The organism is Pseudomonas oryziphila, assembly GCF_003940825.1.
In the GTDB taxonomy this organism is placed as follows: Bacteria; Pseudomonadota; Gammaproteobacteria; order Pseudomonadales; family Pseudomonadaceae; genus Aquipseudomonas; species Aquipseudomonas sichuanensis.
Genome location: NZ_CP034338.1, coordinates 5,374,264 through 5,397,390, shown reverse-complemented (window position 1 = coordinate 5,397,390; position 23,127 = coordinate 5,374,264). Strand labels below are relative to the sequence as shown.

Here is a 23,127-nt window from a genome sequence, read left to right as displayed (position 1 = left end):
ATGTTGGAGCCGCTTCGCGCCTCTTCGCGGGTAAACCCGCTCCCACAGGTGCAGGATGTGATGCTGTGGGAGCGGGTTTACCCGCGAAGCAGGCGATGCGGTTCAGAATTTCTGCTCAATCGCAGCAGATGCTCGACCACCGGCTTTTCATGCCGCCGGACAAAGCAGGCATAATACCGCGCCTTCTACACTGAAGCGCACCTTCACGATTGCCGGATGCCCCTTTGAAGCAGGCCCAGCCCCCCAACATTACGCCTCGTCCCTCGGCCTGCCCGGGGTTGTGGCGCGTCGTCGCCGCGCGCGATGGCGGCATCTGCCGGATCAAGCTGCCCGGCGGGCTGCTGCTGGCTGACCAGGCCGAGGCCGTGGCCGACGCCGCCGAGCGCTTCGCTGGCGGGGTGATCGAGGCGACCAACCGCGGCAACCTGCAGATCCGTGGCATCGGCAACGACCACCACGGGCTGGTTGAATACCTGCTGGCGGCGGGCCTGGGCCCGCGCGAGGCGGCCGGCGACGATGTGCGCAACCTGATGCTCAGCCCGCTGGCCGGGCTCGACCCGAGCATGCTGTTCGACACCCGGCCCTTGGCCGGGCAGATCCTCGACCTGCTCGAAGGCACACCACGCTTCCATGAGCTGTCGGCCAAGTTCGCCGTGCAGCTCGACGGCGGTGAAGGGCTGGCGATGCTCGAACACCCCCATGACCTGTGGCTGTGCGCCGCACGGCTGGAGCAGCGCACCTGGCTGATGTTCGGCCTGGCCGGCTGCCCGGTCGACCCGCCAGTGGGCGCGGTGCCGGTGGAGCAGGGGTTGGCGCTGGTCAGGGCAGTGCTTGCGCGCTTTCTCGACCTGGCCACGCCCGAGCAGTCGCGCATGCGTCAGTTGCTGGCGACCTGCAGCGTCGAGCAGTTCATCGATGGGCTGGACATCCGCCGCGACGATGCCGTGCGGAGCTGGCGGCGTGCTCAGGCACCGGGCGCCTGGCTGGGCGTGTTGGCGCAAGGTCAAGGCGTGGCCCTAGGCGTGGCCCCGCCGTTGGGGCGCCTGACCCCGGCCATGCTGCGTGGTGCTGCGCACATTGCCCGGCAGTGGGGGGACGGCAGCCTGCGCCTGAGCCCCTGGCAGAGCCTGGTGCTGACTTCGGTAGCCCAGAACGCTATCGACCAGGCTCGCGTTCAGCTCGCGGCGCTGGGCCTGCTCTGCGCCCCTGACCAGCCACTGGCCCGTGTCACCGCCTGCACCGGCTCCAGCGGCTGTGCCAAGGGCCTGGCCGACACCAAGGCTGACGCCGTTGCCCTGGCCGCCCGGCTGCAGCATGGCGCCCCCGCCAGCGTGCACCTGTCCGCCTGCCCCCGTTCCTGCGCCGTGGCCCATGTCGCCCCGGCCACCTTGCTGGCCTGCGCCCCGGGCCGCTACGACCTTTACCTGCGCGATGCGCGCCTGCCGGGTTTCGGCAGGCTGCGCGCCGCCAACCTCACCCCAGAAGAAGCAGGCGCCATGCTCGACCTGCCGACGGAGCACCTTGATGATTGATTACATCCGCGATGGTCAGGAGATCTATCGCAATTCATTCCGCATCATTCGCGAGGAGGCCCGGCTCGAGCGCATTCCCGCCGACCTGGAGAAGCTCGCCGTGCGCGTGATCCATGCCTGCGGCATGGTCGAGGCCATCGACGGCCTGCAGTTCTCCGAGGGCGCCGGCACCGCTGGGCGTGAAGCCCTGGCCAAGGGGGCGCCGATCCTGTGTGACGCGCACATGGTCGCCGAAGGCATCACCCGCGCGCGCCTGCCGGCGAACAACCCGGTGATCTGCACCCTGCGCGACCCCAGCGTGCCGGAGCTGGCCAAGGCCGAGGGCAACACCCGCTCGGCGGTGGCCCTGGAGCTGTGGCGCCCGCACCTGGAAGGCAGCGTGGTGGTGATCGGCAACGCGCCGACCGCGTTGTTCTACCTGCTGGAAATGATCGATGCCGGTGCACCCAAGCCTGCGCTGATCCTTGGCTTCCCGGTCGGCTTTGTCGGGGCTGCCGAGTCCAAGGCCATGCTTGCCGCCGACAGCCGCGGCGTGCCTTTCGTGATCATGCAGGGCCGCCTGGGCGGCAGCGCCATGGCCGCCGCCGCGGTCAATGCCCTCGCCACGGAGGTGGAATGATGCAGGCACGCGGACGACTGCTGGGCCTGGGCGTGGGCCCGGGCGACCCCGAACTGATCACGATCAAGGCCCTGCGCCTGCTGCGTGAAGCGCCGGTGGTGGCGTACTTCGTGGCCAAGGGCAAGCGTGGCAACGCCTTCGGCATCATTGAGGCGCACCTGCAGGCCGCGCAGACCCTGCTGCCGCTGGTGTACCCGGTGACCACCGAAGCGCTGCCGGCGCCGCTGTCCTACGAGCAGGTGATCAGCGACTTCTACGACGAAGCCAGTGTGCAGGTGGCCGAACACCTCGACGCCGGCCGCGACGTGGCGGTGATCTGCGAGGGCGACCCGTTCTTCTACGGCTCCTACATGTACCTGCATGACCGCCTGGCGTCGCGCTACGAGGCCCAGGTGATCCCGGGCGTCTGCTCGATGCTCGGCGGTGCCTCGGTGCTGGGCGCGCCACTGGTGTATCGCAACCAGACCCTGACCGTGCTCTCCGGCGTGCTGCCTGCCGACGAGCTCAAGCGGCGCCTGGCCGATGCCGATGCGGCGGTGATCATGAAGCTGGGGCGCAACTTCCCCAAGGTTCGCCAGGCGCTCACAGAATTGGGCATGGATGGCCGCGCGCTGTACGTCGAGCGGGCGACCATGGCCAACCAGAAAATCGTCGCGCTGGACGAGGTGGACCCGCAGTCCTCGCCGTACTTCTCGCTGATCATCGTGCCGGGTGAAAAATGGCAGGGATGAACAACGCACCGGCCATCGTCATTCTCGGCCCCGGCAGCCTGGCGACCGCGCAGCGCATTCAGCAACGTTATCCACAGGCGGTGATCCATGGCCTGCAAGGGCGCGTGGAAGGGGCCGACAGCTACTACAGCGCATTCGGCGACACCCTGCGGGTCCTGTATCGGCAGGACACCCCGATCATCGCCCTGTGCGCGGCCGGTATCGTGATCCGCAGCCTGGCGCCGCTGCTCGACGAGAAAGGCACAGAGCCGCCGGTGCTGGCCGTGGCCGAGGACGGCAGCGCCGTGGTGCCGCTGCTCGGTGGGCTGGGCGGGGTCAATGTCATGGCTCGGGAAATCGCCGAGGCATTGGGCGTGACTGCCGCGATCACCACCAGTGGTGAGCTGCGTTTCGGCACCTGCCTGCTCAACCCGCCAGAGGGCTATGCCCTGGCGGACCTGGAGCAGGGCAAGCGTTTTGTCTCCGACCTGCTGGCCGGGGAAGCGCTGCGCATCGAAGGCGATGCACCCTGGCTCGACCGTGCCCAGTTGCCGGTCAGCGACAACGCGCAGCGCACCCTCCATGTGGGCAGTGCGGCGCGCCCGGCCAACCGGGATGAGCTGGTGATCCATGCCCGTTGCGTGGTGGTGGCGGTTGCTGCCGGTGGCGCCGACCTGGCCCAGCAGGTGCGTGAAGCCTTGCAGGCGGCGGGTATCGCCGAAGCGGCGCTGGCCTGCTTGCTGGCAAGCGAAGCCGACATGGCCGAGCCGGCTCTGCACGAGGCTGCGCAAAGCCTGAACCTTGCCCTGCGCTTCGCCCCTGCTGCCAGCAGCCTTGAACAGATGCTGGCCGATACGCTGCCGCAGGCGCGGGTCGAAACCCATGCCGGGTTGGCTGTGGCGGTTGCTGCAATGCCGGTCGACAGCGCGCAACTGGGTCGCCGTCGTGGCCGCCTGGCCGTGATCGGCCTGGGCCCTGGCGCCGCCGAGTTGATGGTGCCGGCGGTCAAGGCCGAACTGGCCCGGGCCCAGGATGTGCTGGGCTATGAAACCTACGTGCGCATGGCCGGCCCGTTCCGCGACGACCAGGTGCTGCACTGCACCGACAACCGCGAAGAGATGCAGCGTGCCCGCCATGCGTTCGAGCTGGCGGCGCAAGGGCGCTCGGTGGTGGTGGTGTCGTCGGGCGACCCGGGCGTGTTCGCCATGGCTGCCGCGGTACTCGAGGCGCTGCACGAATCCAGTGACCCGGCCTGGCAGCGGGTCGATCTTGAGATCCTGCCGGGCGTCTCTGCCTCTCTGGCCACCGCCGCACAAGCCGGTGCACCCTTGGGCCACGACTTCTGCGTGATGTCGCTGTCGGACAACCTCAAACCCTGGTCGATCATCGAGAAACGCCTCGACCTGGCGGCCCAGGCCGACCTGGTGCTGGCGTTCTACAACCCGATTTCCAGGTCGCGGCCGCATCAGCTGGGCCATGCACTGGAAGTGGTGCGCCGCCATCGTGAGGGGCATACGCCGGTAGTGCTGGGGCGTGACATCGGGCGCCCGGGGCAGACCCTCAGGACGGTCACCCTGGGTGAGCTGCTGCCCGAGATGGTCGACATGCGCACCATGGTGCTGGTCGGTTCGTCGACCACCTGCACCTTCCCCCGTGCCGACGGCAACCAGTGGGTCTACACGCCGCGCTGGTACCCCGCGAAAGCCTGACCTGCGAGGAAGGCTGGCCTGCTGAACGGCACATTCTTACCTGCATAGTCTTCGAGTCTCACCCGGCATCCGCCGGGTTCTGACTCAAGGATATGCATGATGAGCAATAACCTGATCGCCGATACCCATTCCGCTGCCGTCGTCGAGCAGTCGCTGATGGCCTTCGCTGCCGGTATGAGCCTGCAGAATCGTACCGACGTCATGAATTCGTACCAGTTCGCCTCGCTTGTGGCTTCCAGGCTGTATGACAGCGAGAACCAGAGCGAGGCCTGGTACAAGCAGAACCTGAAAGTGATGGAGGACTTGGGCTGGCTGACCGTGCGTCGTACCTACGAGCGCGAAATCTCTGACTCGCAGTCCCTCACGCTGGGCGCCGTCGCCTTCAAGGCCATGCGCGTTGTCGGCCAGGCCGCGTTCGGTGGGCCGGTTGCCGAGGCCATCGGCAAAGTGGCCGAGGCTGCCCTTGAAGGCCTGGGGCAAATTACCGAGGCCCAGGACATCTTCAAGCACAACTTCAAGGACAAGCTGGTCGGGACCATTGGCCTGGCGGCTTGCCTTGAAACCGAAGACGGGCAACTGATGATGGTGCAGACCGCCGTCAGCACCAAGGGCATGAGCCGCGATCTGGATACCGTGGCCTTCGAATGGAAAAGCACCGACACCTACCACTACTCGGGTACCGCGTTGCTCACCTTCAACAATCATCACTATGCCCGCGTGCGCGAGCATGTGGAGAAGCGCTTGGGTGATCGTCGTTTCGAGAACGTGCTGCAATACGATTTCTGATCCATGAACCGTGGTCGCCGTCCTTTGTGGCGGTGGCCAGGCTTGCCCGGCAGACAAGGCCGGGCGCTGACAAGGGGGCATGCATCATGAACAAGTACAGAGCGGCGGTGGCGGGCAGCAGCCTGGTCGCGTTCTTGCCTGGCGTTACACCCGCGCAGCGCAGCGCGGTGCAGCTGGCGGCGTTGATGGCGGAGCGCGTGACGCGTACCGACCATGAGCAGGGATTGGTGACCGACTGGTTCAGCCACTACCGCAGGCAACTGCAGTATTACGGATGGGATGGCTTGTCGGCCGAGCAGGTGCATTGGCCTGGGCTCGAGCGCCCCGGTATCGTCAATGCCGCGTTGCGGCGCATCGATGCCACGGCGGGTGAGCACTACGCGACCGCACTGGGGCTGGCGATGGCGGGGTTGGCCCGGAGTGATTGGGCCTTGCTCAACTTCGAGCAACGAACCCGCGAGCGCGGGGTTTTTCAACTGTTGCCGTGTGCACCCAGCAAGCCGGGATATGTGGACCTGGTGCTCTACCGCGAACACTGCGAACGCGACATGCTCAACACCGGTTTTTTGCTTCGCAGTCGTGAAGCGACGCGGGTGCAGGCAGAGCTGGTGCGCTTCAATACGCGCTTGTTCGACCAGGCGTATCGCAGCCTGGTGGAGCAGCGCCTGGAGAAGGTTGCCCGGCAGCAGATCCTGTCCTTCGAGATCTGAGGCGCGTTACGGCACCATGTAGCCCTTGATCCCGGTAAAGATGATCTGCGCCGCCAGGGCGCAGACGAACAGGCCCATCAGCCGGCTGACGATCTGCAGGCCCTGGTCGCCGAGCAGGCGTTCAATGCGGTGCGAGAGGTACAGCACCAGGCCGACGGTGAAGCTGGCCAGGGCGATACTGACGATGGCCAGCAGCTTGTCGTCCCAGTGCGGTTGGCCCACCCCCATCACCAACAGCGCACCGATGGTGCCCGGGCCGACGGTCAGCGGGATGGTCAGCGGCACGATGGTCACGTCCTGCTGCACATTGTCGGTCTGGATCGCCGACTTGCCCTGGGCCATGGCCAGCGCCGAGATGAACAGCACCGAACCGGCGCCGATACGGAAGGCGTCGGCGGTGATGCCGAACACGCCGAAGATCACCCGCCCGAACAGGTACAGCAGCACACTGGCGATGAGCGTGGCGATGGCCACGCGCCAGGCCAGTTGCTTGCGCTCCTTGCTGGAATGGCCTCGGGTCAGGCTGATGAAGCACGACAGCACGAAGAACGGGCTGTAGAGCACGAGCATTTTCAGGTAGACGCTGAACAACTCATGGAGCATGGGGGTGGGTCCGCAGCGGGAGTAGGTGCGGGCAAGTGTATCAGCAGGTTTGACGGCTGTTGGGGCCGCTTCGCGCCCCTGTAGCCGGGCGGCTCCTACAGGAACTGCACAAGGCTCGAGGTCGGCGCGGCCAGTGTGGGAGCAACTGTCTTATGTTGTCAGTGCTGGCCTCATCGCTGGCAAGCCAGCTCCCACAGGTACGATGCTTGCTTCGAGGTCGGCGCGGCCAGTGTGGGAGCCGGCTTGCCGGCGAAAGGGCCAGTCGCATCACTCGAGAGGCGCGGTCACTACCTGGCGCTGCCCCGCCCAGAACTGGATCAGCTCACGCAGCTGCGACAGTTCCACCGGCTTGGCCATGTGCCCGTCCATGCCGGCCAGGCGTGCGCGTTCCTTGTGTTCGGCGAGGATGTGCGCGGTCAGCGCCACCACCGGGGTGCGCGGGCGCTGGTTGGCGGTTTCCCAGGCTCGCAACTGTTGCGTGGCGGAGAAACCGTCGAGCACCGGCATTTCGCAGTCCATCAGCACCAGGTCGTAGCGCTTGGCTTTCATCGCCTGCAGGGCCTCTTCACCATTGCTGGCGGTGTCCGGTTCGAGGTTGAGCTTGCCGAGCATGCCGCGGATGACCTTGGTCGAGATGCTGTTGTCCTCGGCCACCAGTACGCGGAAGTCGTGCGGCAGGTCCAGGGGTTGCTGGATGCCCGGTGGCAATGGCGGTGCGGCCAGTTCGCGGCCGCGCAGGGCCAGCTCTTCGGCCAGGGTGGTCTTGAGCGTGTAGCCGGCCACGGGCTTGGCAAGGATGCGCTTGACCCCGGCATTGCGGGCGATGACCTTGCTCGGCGCATTGCTGATGCCGGTGAGCATGACCACCAGGATGTCGTGGTTCAGGCTTGGGTCTTCCTTGATCTTCGCTGCCAGCTGCATGCCGGTCATGCCGGGCATGTTCTGGTCGAGCAGCACCACGTCGAAATAGTCGCGCAGGTGCGCCTTGGTGCGCAGCAGGGCCAGCGCCTCCTTGCCGGAAGGCACGGCGCTGACGTTCATGCCCCAGGCGCTGCATTGCTGCACCAGGACCTTGCGGCAGGTGTCGTTGTCGTCGACCACCAGCACCCGCGCGTCGCGCAGCGGGCTGTCGAGGTCGGTCGGCGGTTGCTCCAGACGGTGCGGGTCGAGCGGCAGCGTCAGCCACAGTGTGTTGCCCATGCTGGTGCTGGTCTTGATGCCGAACTCCCCCTGCATCAGGCCGATCAGCTGCTTGGCGATCACCAGCCCGAGGTGGCCGCCGAGCTTGTTGCTGGAGAGGAAGTGGCGGCTGTGCAGTTCGGCCTGCAGCAGGGCGTCGCGCTCGGCCGGCGCCATGGGTGCGCCGCTGTCCTGCACGGCAATGCGCAGGCGCGGGGTGTCGCCGCGCTGGTCCAGCGCCACCACCAGCAGGATCTCGCCCTGTTCAGTGTTCTTCAGCGCATTGTCGAGCAGGCTCGACAGGGCCTGGCGCAGGCGGGTCGGGTCGCCGCTGACCACCCGTGGCACCTGTGGCTGGGTGAAACTGATCAGCTCGATGTTCTGCTGCTCGGCCTTGGCCCGGAAGATGTTCAGGCAGTCTTCGATCAAGGCGTTGAGGTCGAACTGCACGTCGTCCAGTTCGATCTGCCGCGATTCGAGCTTGGAGATGTCGAGGATTTCGTTGATCAGGGTGAGCAGTTCGTTGCCGGCGCTGTGGATGGTCTGCACGTAGTCGCGCTGCTTGACCGACAGTGGCGTGCCCAGCAGCAGCTCGGTCATGCCCAGCACGCCGTTCATGGGGGTACGGATCTCGTGACTGATCTTGGCCAGGAACTCGGCCTTGGCGTTGATCTCGGCATCGCTGGCGGCCAGGGCTCGGCTGGCGCGGAAGCGCTCCTCGCTGATGCGCCGCAGGCGCTCGCTGACGGCCAGGTTGAGCAGCAGGCCGCTGACCACAGTCAGCACCATCAGGATGCACAGCAGCCAGGGTGTGGGGGTGCGCGTAAGGCCGAGCAGTGCCGGCAGCAGCACCAGGCCGCCGATGTTGTACACCAGCATGGCCAGGGCGAACAGCCGCGCCGGGCCATAGCCCTTGTACCAGTGATAGCTGCTGACCAGCAGCATGCTCAGGCTACCCAGGGCAAGCAGGGCGTAGGTCATCAGGTTCAGCGGCAGGGTGTCGACGAACAGCAGCACCAGGCCACTGACAGCGGCCACCAGCATCTCTGCGTGCAGCAGGCGGCTCATGCGTGTCGAGCTGCAGGGGGCGAAGAAATGCAGGGTGAAGTAGAGGCCGGACAGCCCGGCCAGCATCAGGGTCAGGTAGGCGGCTGGGGTCTGGGCGCTGTACCACAGGTGCCACCAGGGGCCGCTGAGGTTGAGCAGAATGAGTGCGCTGAGCAGCATCAGGGCGTGGTAGAGCGCCAGGATCAGGGTGGTGCTGGAGCGGCTGTAGGCGAAGCGGATCAGGTTGTGCAGGATCAGCATCACCAGGCCACCGAACAACAGGCCGAACAGCAGCGGCTGGCGCTGGTCGGATGCGGCCTCGGCGGCAGGTTCCAGGCTGATGGCCGGGCGCAACTGGTGTTCCGACACCAGCCGCAGGTATACATCCACCGCCTGGCTGCTGCGTGGCAGTGGCAACACGTGGTCGCTGCCATTGATCGACAAGGTGCTGGTCTCGCCCTGGCGCCCGTGGTGCAGCTGGCGCAGCAGCTTGCCGCCTTCGAGGGCGTAGAGGTCGATACGTGACAGGTCGGGGGCGAAGATGCGCAGCAACTGCTCCTGCTCGCCGGGTTCCAGGCGGTAGTGCAGCCACAGGGCCTGGTCGGGGAGGGCGGCGTCCAGTTCGTCGAGCGGCAGGGGGCTGAACTGGTTGCGGTAACGCTCGGAGCGTACGTCGGAAAGCTGCAGATTGGCCTGTTCGTCGAGCAGCACCGACCAGCCGCCGGCGTCTTCGGCCGCAGCCGGGAGCAGGCAGAACAGGGTCAGCAGGCTGATGATCAGGGCTGTGGCAATCCGAAGCCGACGCACGACGAAATCCCTTCTTAGCTAATGTGCCGGATAGCAACTATGCGCGGCGCGCCAAGGCGAAGGCAAGGCCCTGCGGGGGCCTTGCCGACGAGCCGAGGGCCGAGCGCAACGGCCCAGGGCTACAGCATCACTGCTGGTGTTCACCGCGCTCGCGAGCAATGGCCCGGTAGCCGATGTCGTTGCGGTAGAAGCTGCCTTCCCACTTGACCTCTTTGGCCAGGCGGTAGGCCTGTTGCTGGGCGGCCTCGACGGTATCACCCATGGCGGTGGCGCAGAGTACGCGGCCACCGGCGCTGACCACTTGGCCATCCTTCAGCGCGGTACCGGCATGGAACACCTTGCCTTCGAGCTTGGCGGCAGCGTCCAGGCCGCTGATCGCAGCGCCCTTGGCGTAGTCACCCGGGTAGCCACCGGCAGCCAGTACCACGCCCAGGCTCGGGCGCGGGTCCCACTGCGCTTCGACTTTGTCCAGGGCCTTGGCGAAGGCGGCTTCGACCAGCAGCACCAGGCTCGACTCCAGGCGCAGCATGACTGGCTGGGTTTCCGGGTCGCCGAAGCGGCAGTTGAATTCGATGACCTTGGGGTTGCCCGCCTTGTCGATCATCAGGCCCGCGTAGAGGAAGCCGGTGTAGACGTTGCCTTCCTCGGCCATGCCGCGCACGGTCGGCCAGATCACCTGGTCCATCACGCGCTGGTGCACGTCGGCGGTGACCACCGGGGCCGGGGAGTAAGCGCCCATGCCGCCGGTGTTCGGGCCGGTGTCCTGGTCGCCGACACGCTTGTGGTCCTGGCTGGTGGCCATCGGCAGCACGTTGTGGCCGTCGACCATGACGATGAAGCTGGCTTCCTCGCCGTCGAGGAACTCTTCGATTACCACGCGCGAACCGGCTTCACCGAAGGCATTGCCGGCGAGCATGTCGCGCACGGCGTCTTCGGCTTCCTGCAGGGTCATGGCGACGATCACGCCTTTACCGGCGGCCAGGCCGTCGGCCTTGATCACGATCGGTGCGCCTTTTTCACGCAGATAAGCCAGGGCCGGCTCGATCTCGGTGAAGTTCTGGTAGTCGGCGGTCGGGATCTTGTGGCGGGCCAGGAAGTCCTTGGTGAAGGCCTTGGAGCCTTCCAGCTGGGCAGCGCCCTTGGTCGGACCGAAGCAGTCCAGGCCGCGGCTGCGGAACAGGTCGACCACGCCGATGACCAGCGGGGCCTCTGGGCCGACGATGGTCAGGTCAACGTTCTTTTCGGCGAAGTCGGCCAGTTGCTCCAGGGCGGTCACGTCGATGGCGACGTTTTCGCACTTGGCTTCGGTGGCGGTGCCGGCGTTGCCTGGCGCCACGAAGACTTTCTCGACCCGTGGGTCCTGGGCGACTTTCCAGGCCAGGGCGTGCTCACGGCCGCCGCTGCCGATGATCAAAACTTTCATTACAGACTCCTTCGGAGAAGCTGCAAGCTGCAAGCATCAAGAAAAAGCGGATCGCGCTTTGCTACTCAATGCATGCAGCCTGGGGATTCTAGTGGCTGTCGCTGCAAGCCAAGGCTGGTGTGGACTGCTCTTGCTTACAACCTGCAGCTTGAAGCTTGCCGCTGCTGTCAGTGGCGGAAGTGGCGCATGCCGGTGAACACCATCGCGATACCGGCTTCGTCGGCAGCGGCGATGACTTCGGCATCGCGCATCGAGCCACCCGGCTGGATAACCGCGCTGATACCCACTTTAGCCGCGTTGTCGATGCCGTCACGGAACGGGAAGAACGCATCCGAGGCCATGACCGCACCCTGTACCTGCAGGCCAGCATGTTCGGCCTTGATCGCCGCGATACGCGCCGAGTTGACGCGGCTCATCTGGCCGGCGCCGACACCGATGGTCTGGCGCTGCTTGGCGTAGACGATGGCGTTGGACTTGACGAACTTGGCCACTTTCCAGGCAAACACCAGGTCGTGGACTTCCTGTTCGGTCGGCGCACGCTTGGTGACGATCTTCAGGTCATCGGCAGTGATCATGCCGATATCGCGGCTCTGCACCAGCAGGCCACCGTTGACGCGCTTGAAGTCCCAACCGGCGGCACGCTCGGCTGGCCACTCGCCGCACTCCAGCAGGCGTACGTTCTGCTTGGCGGCCACCACGTCGCGGGCGGCCTGGGAGATTTTCGGGGCGATGATCACTTCGACGAACTGGCGGTCGACGATGGCTTGCGCCGTTTCGCCATCCAGCTCGCGGTTGAAGGCGATGATGCCGCCGAAGGCCGATTCGGTGTCGGTGGCGTAGGCCAGGTCGTAGGCCTTGCGGATGCCGCCTTCGTTTTCCGGCACGACCGCGACGCCGCACGGGTTGGCGTGCTTGACGATGACGCAGGCCGGCTTGACGAAGCTCTTCACGCATTCCAGCGCGGCGTCGGTGTCGGCCACGTTGTTGAACGACAGCTCCTTGCCTTGCAGCTGGATGGCGCTGGAGATGCTGGCTTCGCCTTTCTTCGCTTCAACGTAGAACGCCGCGCTCTGGTGCGGGTTCTCGCCGTAGCGCATTTCCTGGGCCTTGACGAACTGGCTGTTGAAGGTGCGCGGGAACTCGCTGCGGCCTTCGGTGGACAGGGTGTCCTGGGTCTGGTCGATGCTGCCCATGTAGTTGGCGATCATGCCGTCATAGGCGGCGGTGTGCTCGAACGCCTTGAGCATCAGGTCGAAGCGCTGGGCGTAGGTCAGGCCGCCGGCCTTCAGGCCTTCGACGATACCGGCGTAGTCGCTGGCGTTGACCACGATGGCCACGTCTTTGTGGTTCTTGGCTGCCGAACGGACCATGGTCGGGCCGCCGATGTCGATGTTCTCGATGGCAGTCGGCAGGTCGCAACCCGGCTTGCTGATGGTGGCTTCGAACGGGTACAGGTTGACCGCGACCAGGTCGATCGGCTTGATGCCGTGCTCGTTCATGATGGCGTCGTCGGTGCCGCGACGGCCGAGGATGCCGCCGTGGATCTTCGGATGCAGGGTCTTGACCCGGCCATCCATCATTTCGGCGAAGCCGGTGTAGTCGGCCACTTCCACCGCGTTGACGCCGTTGTCCTTGAGCAGCTTGTAGGTGCCGCCGGTGGACAGGATCTCGACACCGAGCTGTTGCAGCTCACGGGCAAATTCGAGGATCCCGGTCTTGTCGGAGACGCTGATCAAAGCGCGGCGGATCGGCAGGCGGGTAGTCTGGTCGGTCATTTCAGATTCCATAACGCGGTGGAGTCAGCAAAAAAGGCGCCTCGTTACGAGCGCCTTTTTGGTTGGGGTTCTGGCCTTACAACAGATCGTACTGCTTGAGTTTCTTGCGCAGCGTGCCTCGGTTGAGCCCGAGCATCTCGCTGGCCTTGGTCTGGTTGCCCTTGACGTAGTTCATCACGCTTTCGAGCAGGGGCGCCTCGACTTCGGAGAGCACCAGGTTGTACACGTCCGTGACGGTAGCGCCTTCCAGGTGGGCGAAGTAGTTGTGCAGCGCCTTCTCGACGCTGTCGCGCAGGGTCTGGCCCTCCTCGCTCGGCGTGTTCAGGTGCTGCTTGAGGTTGGCGTTATCGCTCACGGGCGTTGTTCCACTCACAATTGTCTCGGTCATCATCGTCATGCGGCCACCCCTTGTTCGTCCTCTGTCCCAAGGCTCTGTCGACGTTCGGCGAAATAAGCCTGAACGTTGGCGCACTGCGCTTGTGTGTCTTGCAAAGCGTTGAACTGGCTGCGGAACTCCTTGCCGCCAGGTCGGGTTGCCAGGTACCAGCCAACGTGCTTGCGGGCGATCCGCACGCCCATCACATCGCCGTAGAAGGCATGCAACGCGGCCAGGTGTTCCAGCAGAATGCGTTCCACTTCGTCCAGCGCAGGGGCGGGCAGGTGCTCGCCAGTGCGCAGGTAATGCTCGATCTCGCGGAAAATCCACGGCCGCCCTTGGGCGGCACGGCCGATCAGCAGGCCGTCGACCCCGGTGGCGTCCAGCACCGCCCGGGCCTTTTCCGGCGAGGTGATGTCGCCGTTGGCGAATACCGGGATCGACACCGCCTGCTTGATCGCGGCGATGGTGTCGTACTCGGCGTCACCGGTGTACAGGTCGGCGCGTGTGCGGCCATGCACCGCCAGCGCCTGGATGCCGGCCTGTTCGGCGATCTTCGCCACGTTCAGGCCGTTCTTGTTCGCCCGGTCCCAGCCGGTGCGGATCTTCAGGGTCACCGGCACCTCGACAGCGCCGACCACGGCGTGGAGGATCTCGCTGACCAGGGCTTCGTCTCTCAATAAAGCAGAGCCGGCGGCCTTGTTGCAGACTTTTTTCGCCGGGCAACCCATGTTGATGTCGATGATCTGGGCGCCAGCTTCGACGTTGGCCCGTGCAGCGGCTGCCATCATCTGCGCGTCACCACCGGCGATCTGTACCGAGCGCGGCTCGGGATCGCCTTCGTGGATGCGGCGCAGGCTCGACTTGCGGCTATTCCACAGGCTCATGTCGCTGGACACCATTTCCGACACCACCATGCCCGCCCCCAGGCGTTTGCACAGCGTACGGAAAGGTTGGTCCGTGACCCCGGCCATTGGCGCAAGGATCAGGTTGTTGTGCAGTGTGTATGGGCCGATGCGTACCGCCGACATAGGTGTTCCCTGTTGTGGGGCCGAATCATTGGAGTCGAAAAAGGGTGGGCATAATACCCGCTCTCGATGACCGGATAAAGAAGGATTTGGATAAAATCTGAACAACGGACGGCAACTTCAAGCGGCAAGCTTCAAGCTGCAAGACAGATGCCGATCGGCTTTTTCTTGAAGCTTTCAGCTTGAAGCTTGCAGCTGCTTCACTCCGGCGAGCGGAAGCTCAGGCTGTAGTTCACCGCCTTGGGCCCCGGGTCGAGGATGTCCAGGGCGATGTGGATCGGTGTCTGGCTGGGCATCTCGCCACGGCCGGCCAGCTCCCCCGACAGGTACTCGCTGGGCTTGAAGCGTCGGCTGGCGATCAGCTGGCCATTGAGGTCGGCGAAACGCAGCTCCAGCAGCGGGAAAGGTTGGGCGAAGGGGGCGCGGTTGTAGATGATCGCATCGACGATCAGCGCGCCTTTGAAGTCAGGGTGGCTGCGCACCACCAGGTTGCTGCTCTTGATCCGCGAAATGTCGACGCGGGTCGGCACCTGGCAGCCGACCATCGGGCACAGCTGTTGGAACCACGGGCGGTACTGGTCCTGGCGAGCCATTTCGTCGAAGTGGTACCAGATGTACTGGAATGCCAGCAAACCGGCCGCCAGCAGCGTCAGCAGCCCCCACAACAGGCGCTTGCCCCAGTTCGGGGCGGGCTTTTCCCAGCCCAGTTGCAAGGGGTCGTCGACCACATCGACCAGCGGTTCCTTGCGCGTGCGCTCGGGTTTGAGCGCCAGGCTCGGCTCCACACGCTCGTCGGGCTGTTCGTCCAGTTCGTCCGCATCGCGGGCCGACAGGCGTTCGCTGCGCAGGTCGTCGTCCAGTGCCGACAGGCCTGGCTCGGGGAGCGGCTCGTCGCGGCTGGACAAGCGCTCGACCGGCGCGTCGAGGTCATCATCCTGTGCTGGGTGGCTGACGGCTGGTTCGTCGCCGAGGTCGAGCTCGGCGCTGCCCAGGGTCGGTTCTGTGCGTTCGTCGGCAGCCGGCTCCAGGTCCAGCGGCTCCTGTTCGACCAGTACCGGCGCCTCGGTGTGCTGCGCCAGGGGCTCGACAGGGTCGTCGGTGGCGGTGCCGAATGGCTCGTCGCTGTGTTCGTCGATGCCGTGCTCGTCACGGCTGGCATGCAAGGTGGGTGCTGGTGTGGCGGCCCGCCGGTCGCCGGGGCTACGCCGTTCCAGGCGAGCCAGCTCCTGATCGAGGTCGAAGTCTTCCAGCGCCTCGGCGGTGCTGGCCCAGTCCTGCTTGACCGGCGGCACCGGCTCTATGGCCGGTGCCACGACCTGTGCCACGACCTGTGCCACGACCGGCTCGGGCGCCTGCTCAGGCTCGGCGGCCGGAGTTGCCGGCTGCCCCGTCGCCGCGCGATTTTGCTCCAGCAACTGCTTGGCGGCGTTGAACACCTGCAGGCAGTTGCCGCAGCGCACCACGCCACGCGCCACGCTCAACTGGTGATGGGTGACGCGAAAGCTGGTCTGGCAATGTGGGCACTGGGTGACGAAACTGTCGGTCATGCGGCGATCCGGGGGGCTGTGCAGGTGTTGAGTCTAGGCGCGGTTAGCGGCGGCGACCACTGATCCGTACCCAGCCGTCGCGCACGGCAATAGGGTCCAGATCGAAGTCGGCGGCGTAGGCCGCGGCCACTTCCTCACCCTGTTCGGCAAGGATGCCCGACAGCGCCAGCAGGCCGCCGGGGCGTACCAGGCCGGACAGTTGCGGCGCCAGCGCCACCAGCGGGCCGGCCAGGATGTTGGCGACCAGCACGTCGGCCTGCATGGCCGGCATGTGCTCGGGCAGGTACAGGGGGAACCTGTCGTCGGCGATGCCATTGCGCTGGGCATTGTCGCGCGAGGCTTCCAGCGCCTGCACGTCGATGTCGGTGCCGACCGCTTCACGGGCGCCGAGCAGCAGCGCGGCGATGGCGAGGATGCCCGAGCCGCAGCCGAAGTCCAGCACCTGGGTGCCTTGCAGCTGTTGGCCGTCCAGCCATTCCAGGCACAGTGCAGTGGTCGGGTGGGTGCCGGTGCCGAACGCCAGGCCCGGGTCGAGCAGCAGGTTGACCGCGTCCTTTTCCGGCGCCTCGTGCCAGCTCGGCACGATCCACAGGCGCTGGCCGAAGCGCATGGGCTGGAAACCGTCCATCCAGCTGCGCTCCCAGTCCTGGTCCTCGATCACCTCGGCCTGGTGCTCGGGCAGTGCGGCGCCGGTCAGCAGGGCCAGGTGAGCGAATACCGCGTCGGGCTGGGTATCGGCCTCGAACAGTGCCAGCAGGTGGGTGTGCGACCACAGCGGGGTGGTGTTGAGGTCCGGTTCGAAGATCGGCTGGTCTTCGGCGTCCATGAAGGTCACCGACACAGCACCCACTTCCAGCAGGGCGTCTTCGTAGGTTTCGGCTTGTTCCGGGCTGATGGCCAGGCGTACTTGCAGCCAGGGCATGGCGGGCACCTTTGGTAAATCGACAGGGGCAGCCCGAGGCTGCGCGAAAGGGCGCCAGTTTACGTCAGGCGGGCGCTAAAAGGGAGTGAGGCGGCGAGCGGGGCATAGCAATAGATACCGCGGATCGGTCTCTGGTCAGCGTCAGACTGCAGGCATATTCACTGTGAGGTACCGATGATGAGCAACGAAACACTGGACGCGCGGATGACTCAATGGGGCGAAATTGTCGAAGAGCGTCTGGCCACGCAGATGTCGCTGCAGGCGGTGATCGAAGAGCAGATTGCAGTCGAATTCCAGTTTCTGGTGCCCGAAGTGGCGTTCACCCCGGAGCTGCTGTCGGCGCTTTACCAGGCCTCGGTCATGCGCGCCAGCGGGTTGTTTGCGGAGACTGAGGCAGACGCCGAGCAGCCATGGCGAGAGCAGGTGCCGGAAAGCCAGCATGAAAGCGTGGAAATCGTGATTGAGAGTGTCAGTGTGCGTTTTATCACTGCCTATGACGACGCTCTGCGGCGCCACTGGTCGCGACGCCCCGCCGACCTGGTAGATTCGACGCTTTATGTGCAGCGCCTGCGCGATGTGCTGTTCGATCATGTGATGGACCTGCAGGCACTGCTGGAGCAAGGTCATGCGGGTGATGCCCTGCAGGGGTATATCCAGGCTTACCAGCAGGCTTGGTCCGAGCAGGCAGCCTCGCTCCTGCTGGCCTGGCAGCAGTAGCCGGGCGCTGCTGCGCAGCCAGTCGCTGGCAAGCCAGCCCCCGCTCTATGAACTTGCACGTCCGCTGTAGGAGCGACCTTGTGCCGCGAAAGGGCTGCAGAGCAGCCCCGGCGACTTCTGCTTTCACGCTGAAATCCTGGGGCCGCTTTGCGGCCCTTTCGCGGCACAAGGCCGCTCCTACAAAGGGCGCGCAAGGCCTGAAGGCATGCGCTGTCCCTGTGGGAGCTGGCTTGCCAGCGAAAGGGCCGCAAGCCGCTTAACCGATCGGTTTTGGCGCCTGGGCCCTTTCACCACTCACGACGCGCCCGGCGAAACGATGATCTTCACGTTGTGCTCCTTGTTGTTGACCAACTCCTCGAAGCCCAGCTCGACGATCTGCTCCAGCCCGATACGCCCGGTCACCAGCGGCCGGATATCCAGGCGCCCGTCATTGATGAAGGCGATCACGTCGGCGAACTCGCCGTTGTAGGCCAGCGCGCCGAGCACCTGTTTCTCGGTGGCCACCAGTTCGAAGAAGTTGAATTCGCTGGGTTCTTCGAAAATGCCCACCAGCACGCACTTGCCGGCCTTGCGAATCGTGTCGATGGCCAGCTTGGCGGTGTGCTTGTTGCCGATGCACTCGAAACTCACATCGGCCCCCAGCCCGCCGGTCAGTGCGCGGATCTCGGCCAGGGCGTCGCACTGGCTGGGGTCGAGCACGCTGCTGGCTCCCACTTCCAGCGCCTTGGCCTTGCGCGCCGAGGACATTTCCAGGGCGATCACCTGCGCCGCGCCGGCGGCCTTGGCGCACATGATGGTGCACAGGCCGATGGTGCCGGCACCGACCACCACCACGTTCTGCCCCAGCAGGCTGCCGGCCTTCTTCACCGCGTGCATGCCCACCGCCAGCGGCTCGATCAGCGCCCCTGCCTCGCGCGGGAAGCCCTCGGGCAGCTTGTACAGCAGGTTGGCCGGCACGTTGACCCGTTCGGCGAAGGCGCCGTTGTTCATCAGCCCGGTGAAGGCCAGCTGCTCGCAGATGTTGTACAGGCCGTGGGTGCAGTAGTAGCAAGTGCCGCAGTGCTGGCAGGCATCCGCCGCCACCGGGTCACCCACGGCGTAGCCCTGCACGCCATCCCCGAGCTGGACGATCTCGCCGCAGAACTCGTGGCCGAGGATGCACTGACCCTGGATGCCGGTCAGTGGGTGCGGCGCCTCGACCGGGATGAACACGGGGCCGGCGACGTACTCGTGCAGGTCCGAGCCGCAGATGCCGCACCAGTCCACCTTGATCTGCACCCAGCCGGGCGGCGGGTCGGCGGGCAGCGGCACCTGTTCGACGCGGATATCGTGGCGGCCATGCCAGACGGCGGCGCGCATATGGGTGTGGCTCAGGTCGTTCATTGTTGTTCTCCAGGCTCACGTAAAAGGGTCAGTGCTTGCGCAGGAAGGCCAGCAGCTGCTGGTTGACCTGCTCGGCGGCTTCCATCTGCACCATGTGGCCGACTGCCGGGATCACCTGCACCTCGGCGTCCAGGCTATCTGCATGGCTGGCCGGGATGATCGCGTCGGCGGCGCCCCACAGCACCAGCGCCGGGTGCTGGCCGAGCACGGCGCGCAGGTCGTGGCGCTGCCGGTCGCCGTCGGCCAGGGCAGCCGACAGTTGCTGCAGTGCGCTGTCGACGCCCTCCAGGCGCTTGAACTTGAGCATGTCTTCGAGCAGTTGCCGGGTGACCAGCCCCGGGTCGGCGAACAGCAGGCTCATCGGCCCCTTCAGCGCATTGCGGTTGGCGGCGGCGACGAAGCCTTGCAGGTACTGGCCATTGATGGCCTCGCCGAGCCCGGCGCTGGCGATCAGGCTCAGGCTGGCCACGCGCTGGGGCGCCCGGCGGGCGAGGTTGAGGCTGACCGCGCCGCCCATGGAGTGGCCGGCCAGGTGCGCACGGGGTATGTCCAGGTGGTCGAGCAGGGCCAGCACCGCGTCGCTCAGCTCATCCAGATCGCCCTGTTGCAGGGCCTTGGCCGACTCGCCATGGCCGGGCAGGTCGAGGGCGATGACCCGCCGCTCGGCGGCCAATGCCGGGTGGTTGAACAGCCAGTTGTTGAGGTCGCCGCCGAACCCGTGCACCAGCACCAGCGGCGTGCCGCCTTCGCCCAGCTCGAACCAGCGCAGCAGGCGCCCGTTCACTTCGGCCTTCTGCGGCGTCGGCCCCTGGGCTTGCTCAGCACCGCCCTCGGCGACGAACTCGGCCTGGAAGCGTTGCACCACGGCGTCGATCTCGGCTTCTTCGGCTTCACCTTCGACCACCACTGCCAGCAGCGCGCCCACCGGCAGGGTTTCGTCGGGCTGCGCCACCAGCCGGCGCAATACGCCGCTGAACGGGGCTTCGACGCTGCTGCTGATCTTGTCGGTCTCGACGTCCAGCACTTCGTCGCCCTTGTGGATTTCATCGCCTTGCTGCTTGAGCCAGGTGTCCACCCGGCCCTCGGTCATCGACAGGCCCCACTTGGGCATGGTCAGTGTGTGGATCTGGCTCATGCGGCGCTCCTTGCAGCTTCGATCACTTTGCGCACGGCGGCCTCGACCTTCGCCGCATCGGGGATGTACAGGTCTTCCAGGGCGTCGGAGAACGGCACCGGGGTGTGCGGCGCGGTGACCATCTCGATCGGGCCCTTGAGGGCGCCGAACGCTTTCTGCGCCACCAGTGCACTGATATCGGTGGCCATCGAGCAGCGTGGGTTGGCTTCGTCGATCACCACCAGGCGCCCGGTCTTCTCGACGCTTTCCAGGATGCTGTCTTCATCCAATGGGCTGGTGGTGCGCAGGTCCAGCACTTCGCAGTCGATGCCCTGGCGCGCCAGGTTGTTGGCCGCCTCCAGCGCCACATGGACCATGCGCCCGTAGGTCACCAGAGTGATGTCGTCGCCGTCGCGGACGAAGTTGGCCTCGCCGAACGGCACCGTGTAGACCTCTTCCGGCACCTCGCCCTGCATGCTGTACAGCAACTTGTGCTCGCAGAAGATCACCGGATCGTTGTCGCGGATCGCCTGGATCAGCAGGCCCTTGGCGTCGTACGGCGTCGCCGGGCACACCACCTTCAGGCCGGGGATATGGGTCCATAGCGAGGTGAGCATCTGCGAGTGCTGGGCGGCGGCGCGCAGGCCGGCGCCGTACATGGTGCGCATCACCAGCGGGGTGACCGCCTTGCCGCCGAACATGTAGCGGAACTTGGCGGCCTGGTTGAGGATCTGGTCCAGGCAGCAGCCGGCGAAGTCGACGAACATCAGTTCGCACACCGGTCGCAGGCCCTGGGTGGCGGCGCCCACGGCCGCCCCGACATAGCCGATCTCCGACAGCGGTGCATCGAGCACGCGGCCGGGGAACTGGTGGTACAGGCCCTTGGTGACGCCGAGCACGCCGCCCCAGGCATCGTCCTCGCCGGGTGCACCGGCGCCGCCGGCGACGTCCTCGCCGATGATGAACACCGTGCTGTCACGGCGCATTTCCTGGGCCAGCGCTTCGTTGATGGCCTGCTGGTAGCTGATCTTTCTTGCCATGGTGGTGCTCCTTCTTGTTCTTGTAATCCGGGCTCAGGGGTAGCTGACGTAGACGTCGGTGAGCAGGTCGGCGGGCTGTGGCTTGGGGTCGGACTTGGCGCGCTGCACGGCGTCCTCGATCAGGTCGGCGACACGGGCGTCGATGGCGTCGAGCTGTTCCGGGCTGAGCAGGCCGGCGCGGGTGGTCTTGTTGCGAAACTGCAGCAGGCAGTCGCGCTGCTCGCGCAGGTTCTTCACCTCGTCCGGGGCGCGGTAGGTCTGGGCGTCGCCTTCGAAATGGCCGTAGTAGCGGCTGAGCTTGACCTCGATCAGCGACGGCCCCTGGCCTGCGCGGGCGCGTTCGATGGCGGCGCCGGCGGCTTCGTGCACGGCGAAGAAGTCGAAGCCGTCGATGGTCACGCCCGGCATGCCGAAGCCGGCGGCGCGGTCGGCGATATGGTCGCAGGCCACCGACCAGGTCGAGGCGGTGGCCTCGGCGTAGCCGTTGTTCTCGGCGACGAAGATGCACGGCAGGTTCATGATCGAGGCCAGGTTCATCGCCTCGAACACGGCACCCTCGTTGGAGGCGCCATCGCCGAAGAAGGCGATCGATACATCGTCGCGGCCCTTGAGCTTGGCCGCCAGGGCGGCGCCGGCCACCAGGGGCGCGCCGGCACCGACAATGCCATTGGCACCGAGCATGCCTTTCTCCAGGTCGGCGATGTGCATCGAGCCGCCCTTGCCGCCGCACACGCCGGTCTTCTTGCCGTAGATCTCGGCCATCATCCCGTACACGTCGACGCCCTTGGCGATGCAGTGGCCATGGCCACGGTGGGTGGAGGCGATGCAGTCGCTGTCGCGCAGGTGGGCCATGACCCCGGCGGCGGAGGCTTCTTCGCCGGCATAAAGGTGGACGAAGCCAGGGATCTCGCCGGTGGCGAACTCCACGTGCAGGCGTTCTTCGAAGGCGCGGATGGTGCGCATCACTTCATAGGCATGCAGCAGCTGTTGCGAACTGAGCTGATTGGACATCTTGTTGTTCTCCAGGGTTGTCTCAACACGGGGTTGCAGGGTGCAGCCGGTGGCCGCGCGGGACCGCCAGCAGGTGATGACGGGCGGCATGCGCGAGCACGGCTTCGACGTCCACGGTCAGCGGGCCCTGGGCGTCGAGGGTGATGGTCGGGGTGTCGTGGGCGGCGAACTCGATCTCGCGCTCGCCGTCCAGGGCCAGGGTGCCGCTGGCCAGGCTCAGGCGCTGAGGGATGCCGGGCATGAGCGTGCCGCTGGCGCTGATCCCGCAGCCTTGCAGCAGGCCTGGGGCCAGTGGTGCGAGCAGGGCCTGGTCGGCACTGGCGTCAAGGCGTACCCAGGCGCCGTGCGGGGCCTGGCGCGAGACCGGCTGCCACAGCCCGCACAGGGCGGACAGGCCGATGGCGTGGGGTTCGGCGAAGCAGGCAAAGACCTCGGCCAGGTCATCGCTGCGGCTCAGGGCGCGGGCGCCGATGAAAGGCTGCGGCGACACGGCGACCTCGACCAGCGCCCATTCGCACAGGCCCTGCTCGGGCACCTTCACCAGCAGCCGTTTGTTGCGGCGCAGGCCGAGGCTCGGCGGGATGCGCCCGCTGGCCAGCAGGCCACCGGCCAGCCCGGCGCTGGTGGCTTCACGCAGTTCGGGGAAGGCGTTGTTGGTGCCGGTGGACAGCGTCAGCAGCGGTACGTCGCCGGCCTCGGCGGCCACCGCCTTGTGGGTACCGTCGCCGCCGAGCACGGCGATCATCGCCACGCCGGCCTCGACCATGCGCCGGGCAGCCAGGCGGGTGTCGGCCACGGTCTGGGTCAGTGGCAGGTCGAGCAGTTGCAGGGCTGGCCAGTGCTGCTCGCGGGCAACGGGGCCCTGGCTGGCCTTGAGCACGGCGGCGGCGATGCCGGTCATGTCGGTGGGCAGCAGCACCCCTGCGATACCGCAGGCACCGAAGGCAGCCAGCAGGCGCTGGATCGCCGAGGCCTTGTCGGTGCTGGAGTACAGCCCGGCGCTGGCGGTCAGACGGCGCAGGTCACGGCCGGAGGCAGGGTTGGCGATGATCCCTACGGTAGCGGCGGGTTGCGGCATGGCGCACCTCG

At 66.3% G+C, this 23,127-nt stretch carries 20 protein-coding genes; 7 read left to right on the top strand and 13 right to left on the bottom strand.

Annotation, left to right across the window (positions count from 1 at the left end; translation table 11 throughout):
• Window positions 1-209 precede the first annotated feature (209 nt).
• From cobG to EJA05_RS25115, 6 genes are all read left to right on the top strand, one after another.
• Window positions 210-1,532, top strand: coding sequence for a precorrin-3B synthase (gene cobG / locus EJA05_RS25140; protein WP_125860594.1), 1,323 nt, complete (start codon window positions 210-212; stop codon window positions 1,530-1,532).
• Window positions 1,525-2,151 carry a precorrin-8X methylmutase gene (locus tag EJA05_RS25135; RefSeq protein WP_110992948.1) on the top strand — a complete coding sequence of 209 codons (627 nt, stop codon included), beginning with the start codon at window positions 1,525-1,527 and terminating at the stop codon, window positions 2,149-2,151. The genes cobG and EJA05_RS25135 overlap by 8 nt, the downstream gene beginning before the upstream one ends.
• Window positions 2,148-2,882 carry a precorrin-2 C(20)-methyltransferase gene (locus EJA05_RS25130; RefSeq protein WP_125860592.1) on the top strand — a complete coding sequence of 245 codons (735 nt, stop codon included), beginning with the start codon at window positions 2,148-2,150 and terminating at the stop codon, window positions 2,880-2,882. The genes EJA05_RS25135 and EJA05_RS25130 overlap by 4 nt, the downstream gene beginning before the upstream one ends.
• The gene (gene cobJ, locus EJA05_RS25125) at window positions 2,879-4,570 is read left to right on the top strand and encodes a precorrin-3B C(17)-methyltransferase (RefSeq protein WP_125860590.1); all 1,692 of its coding nucleotides are present in this window, start codon (window positions 2,879-2,881) and stop codon (window positions 4,568-4,570) included. Before EJA05_RS25130 ends, cobJ begins: the two co-directional genes overlap by 4 nt.
• 96 nt (window positions 4,571-4,666) lie before the next feature.
• Window positions 4,667-5,356, top strand: coding sequence for a hypothetical protein (locus EJA05_RS25120; protein WP_125860588.1), 690 nt, complete (start codon window positions 4,667-4,669; stop codon window positions 5,354-5,356).
• Window positions 5,357-5,442: 86 nt separating this feature from the next.
• Window positions 5,443-6,066 (top strand): hypothetical protein, encoded by a 624-nt coding sequence (locus tag EJA05_RS25115; protein WP_125860586.1) that lies wholly within the window; start codon window positions 5,443-5,445, stop codon window positions 6,064-6,066.
• A 6-nt stretch (window positions 6,067-6,072) separates the two neighbouring features.
• On the opposite strand, the gene EJA05_RS25110 is transcribed toward EJA05_RS25115, so the two are convergent.
• The 8 genes from EJA05_RS25110 to prmA form a co-directional block, all read right to left on the bottom strand.
• On the bottom strand, window positions 6,073-6,669 hold the full coding sequence (locus EJA05_RS25110; RefSeq protein ID WP_125860584.1) for a MarC family protein: 597 nt from the start codon (window positions 6,667-6,669) through the stop codon (window positions 6,073-6,075).
• A gap of 267 nt (window positions 6,670-6,936) precedes the next feature.
• A complete protein-coding gene (locus EJA05_RS25105) occupies window positions 6,937-9,702 on the bottom strand; it encodes a hybrid sensor histidine kinase/response regulator (RefSeq protein WP_125860583.1) in 2,766 nt (921 codons plus the stop codon).
• A 127-nt stretch (window positions 9,703-9,829) separates the two neighbouring features.
• Window positions 9,830-11,125, bottom strand: coding sequence for a phosphoribosylamine--glycine ligase (gene purD, locus EJA05_RS25100; RefSeq protein WP_125860581.1), 1,296 nt, complete (start codon window positions 11,123-11,125; stop codon window positions 9,830-9,832).
• Between the two features lie 167 nt (window positions 11,126-11,292).
• Window positions 11,293-12,900 carry a bifunctional phosphoribosylaminoimidazolecarboxamide formyltransferase/IMP cyclohydrolase gene (purH, locus tag EJA05_RS25095; protein ID WP_110992942.1) on the bottom strand — a complete coding sequence of 536 codons (1,608 nt, stop codon included), beginning with the start codon at window positions 12,898-12,900 and terminating at the stop codon, window positions 11,293-11,295.
• A 76-nt stretch (window positions 12,901-12,976) separates the two neighbouring features.
• Window positions 12,977-13,297, bottom strand: a complete 321-nt coding sequence (gene fis / locus EJA05_RS25090) for a DNA-binding transcriptional regulator Fis (RefSeq protein ID WP_125465705.1) — start codon at window positions 13,295-13,297, stop codon at window positions 12,977-12,979.
• Window positions 13,294-14,307 (bottom strand): tRNA dihydrouridine synthase DusB, encoded by a 1,014-nt coding sequence (gene dusB, locus EJA05_RS25085; RefSeq protein WP_110992941.1) that lies wholly within the window; start codon window positions 14,305-14,307, stop codon window positions 13,294-13,296. Before dusB ends, fis begins: the two co-directional genes overlap by 4 nt.
• Window positions 14,308-14,504: 197 nt before the next feature.
• Entirely contained in the window at window positions 14,505-15,851 is a 1,347-nt protein-coding gene (locus tag EJA05_RS25080; RefSeq protein ID WP_125860579.1) for a DUF3426 domain-containing protein, read from the bottom strand.
• 43 nt (window positions 15,852-15,894) lie between these two features.
• Window positions 15,895-16,773, bottom strand: coding sequence for a 50S ribosomal protein L11 methyltransferase (gene prmA / locus EJA05_RS25075; RefSeq protein WP_125860577.1), 879 nt, complete (start codon window positions 16,771-16,773; stop codon window positions 15,895-15,897).
• A 177-nt stretch (window positions 16,774-16,950) separates the two neighbouring features.
• Here prmA and EJA05_RS25070 point away from each other — a divergent pair, with 177 nt between their 5' ends.
• Window positions 16,951-17,490, top strand: coding sequence for a hypothetical protein (locus tag EJA05_RS25070; RefSeq protein ID WP_125860575.1), 540 nt, complete (start codon window positions 16,951-16,953; stop codon window positions 17,488-17,490).
• A gap of 294 nt (window positions 17,491-17,784) precedes the next feature.
• Here the strand turns inward: EJA05_RS25070 and EJA05_RS25060 are convergent, their stop codons facing one another.
• The 5 genes from EJA05_RS25060 to EJA05_RS25040 are packed head-to-tail and all read right to left on the bottom strand — an operon-like array spanning window position 17,785 to window position 23,116.
• Window positions 17,785-18,849 (bottom strand): 2,3-butanediol dehydrogenase, encoded by a 1,065-nt coding sequence (locus tag EJA05_RS25060; RefSeq protein ID WP_223277232.1) that lies wholly within the window; start codon window positions 18,847-18,849, stop codon window positions 17,785-17,787.
• Window positions 18,850-18,901: 52 nt separating this feature from the next.
• Window positions 18,902-20,008, bottom strand: coding sequence for an acetoin dehydrogenase dihydrolipoyllysine-residue acetyltransferase subunit (locus tag EJA05_RS25055; RefSeq protein WP_125860570.1), 1,107 nt, complete (start codon window positions 20,006-20,008; stop codon window positions 18,902-18,904).
• The gene (locus EJA05_RS25050; RefSeq protein WP_125465699.1) at window positions 20,005-21,027 is read right to left on the bottom strand and encodes an alpha-ketoacid dehydrogenase subunit beta; all 1,023 of its coding nucleotides are present in this window, start codon (window positions 21,025-21,027) and stop codon (window positions 20,005-20,007) included. Before EJA05_RS25050 ends, EJA05_RS25055 begins: the two co-directional genes overlap by 4 nt.
• Before the next feature lie 33 nt (window positions 21,028-21,060).
• Window positions 21,061-22,038 (bottom strand): thiamine pyrophosphate-dependent dehydrogenase E1 component subunit alpha, encoded by a 978-nt coding sequence (locus EJA05_RS25045; protein WP_125860568.1) that lies wholly within the window; start codon window positions 22,036-22,038, stop codon window positions 21,061-21,063.
• A 22-nt stretch (window positions 22,039-22,060) separates the two neighbouring features.
• Window positions 22,061-23,116 (bottom strand): ATP-NAD kinase family protein, encoded by a 1,056-nt coding sequence (locus EJA05_RS25040; protein ID WP_125860566.1) that lies wholly within the window; start codon window positions 23,114-23,116, stop codon window positions 22,061-22,063.
• Window positions 23,117-23,127: the final 11 nt, after the last annotated feature.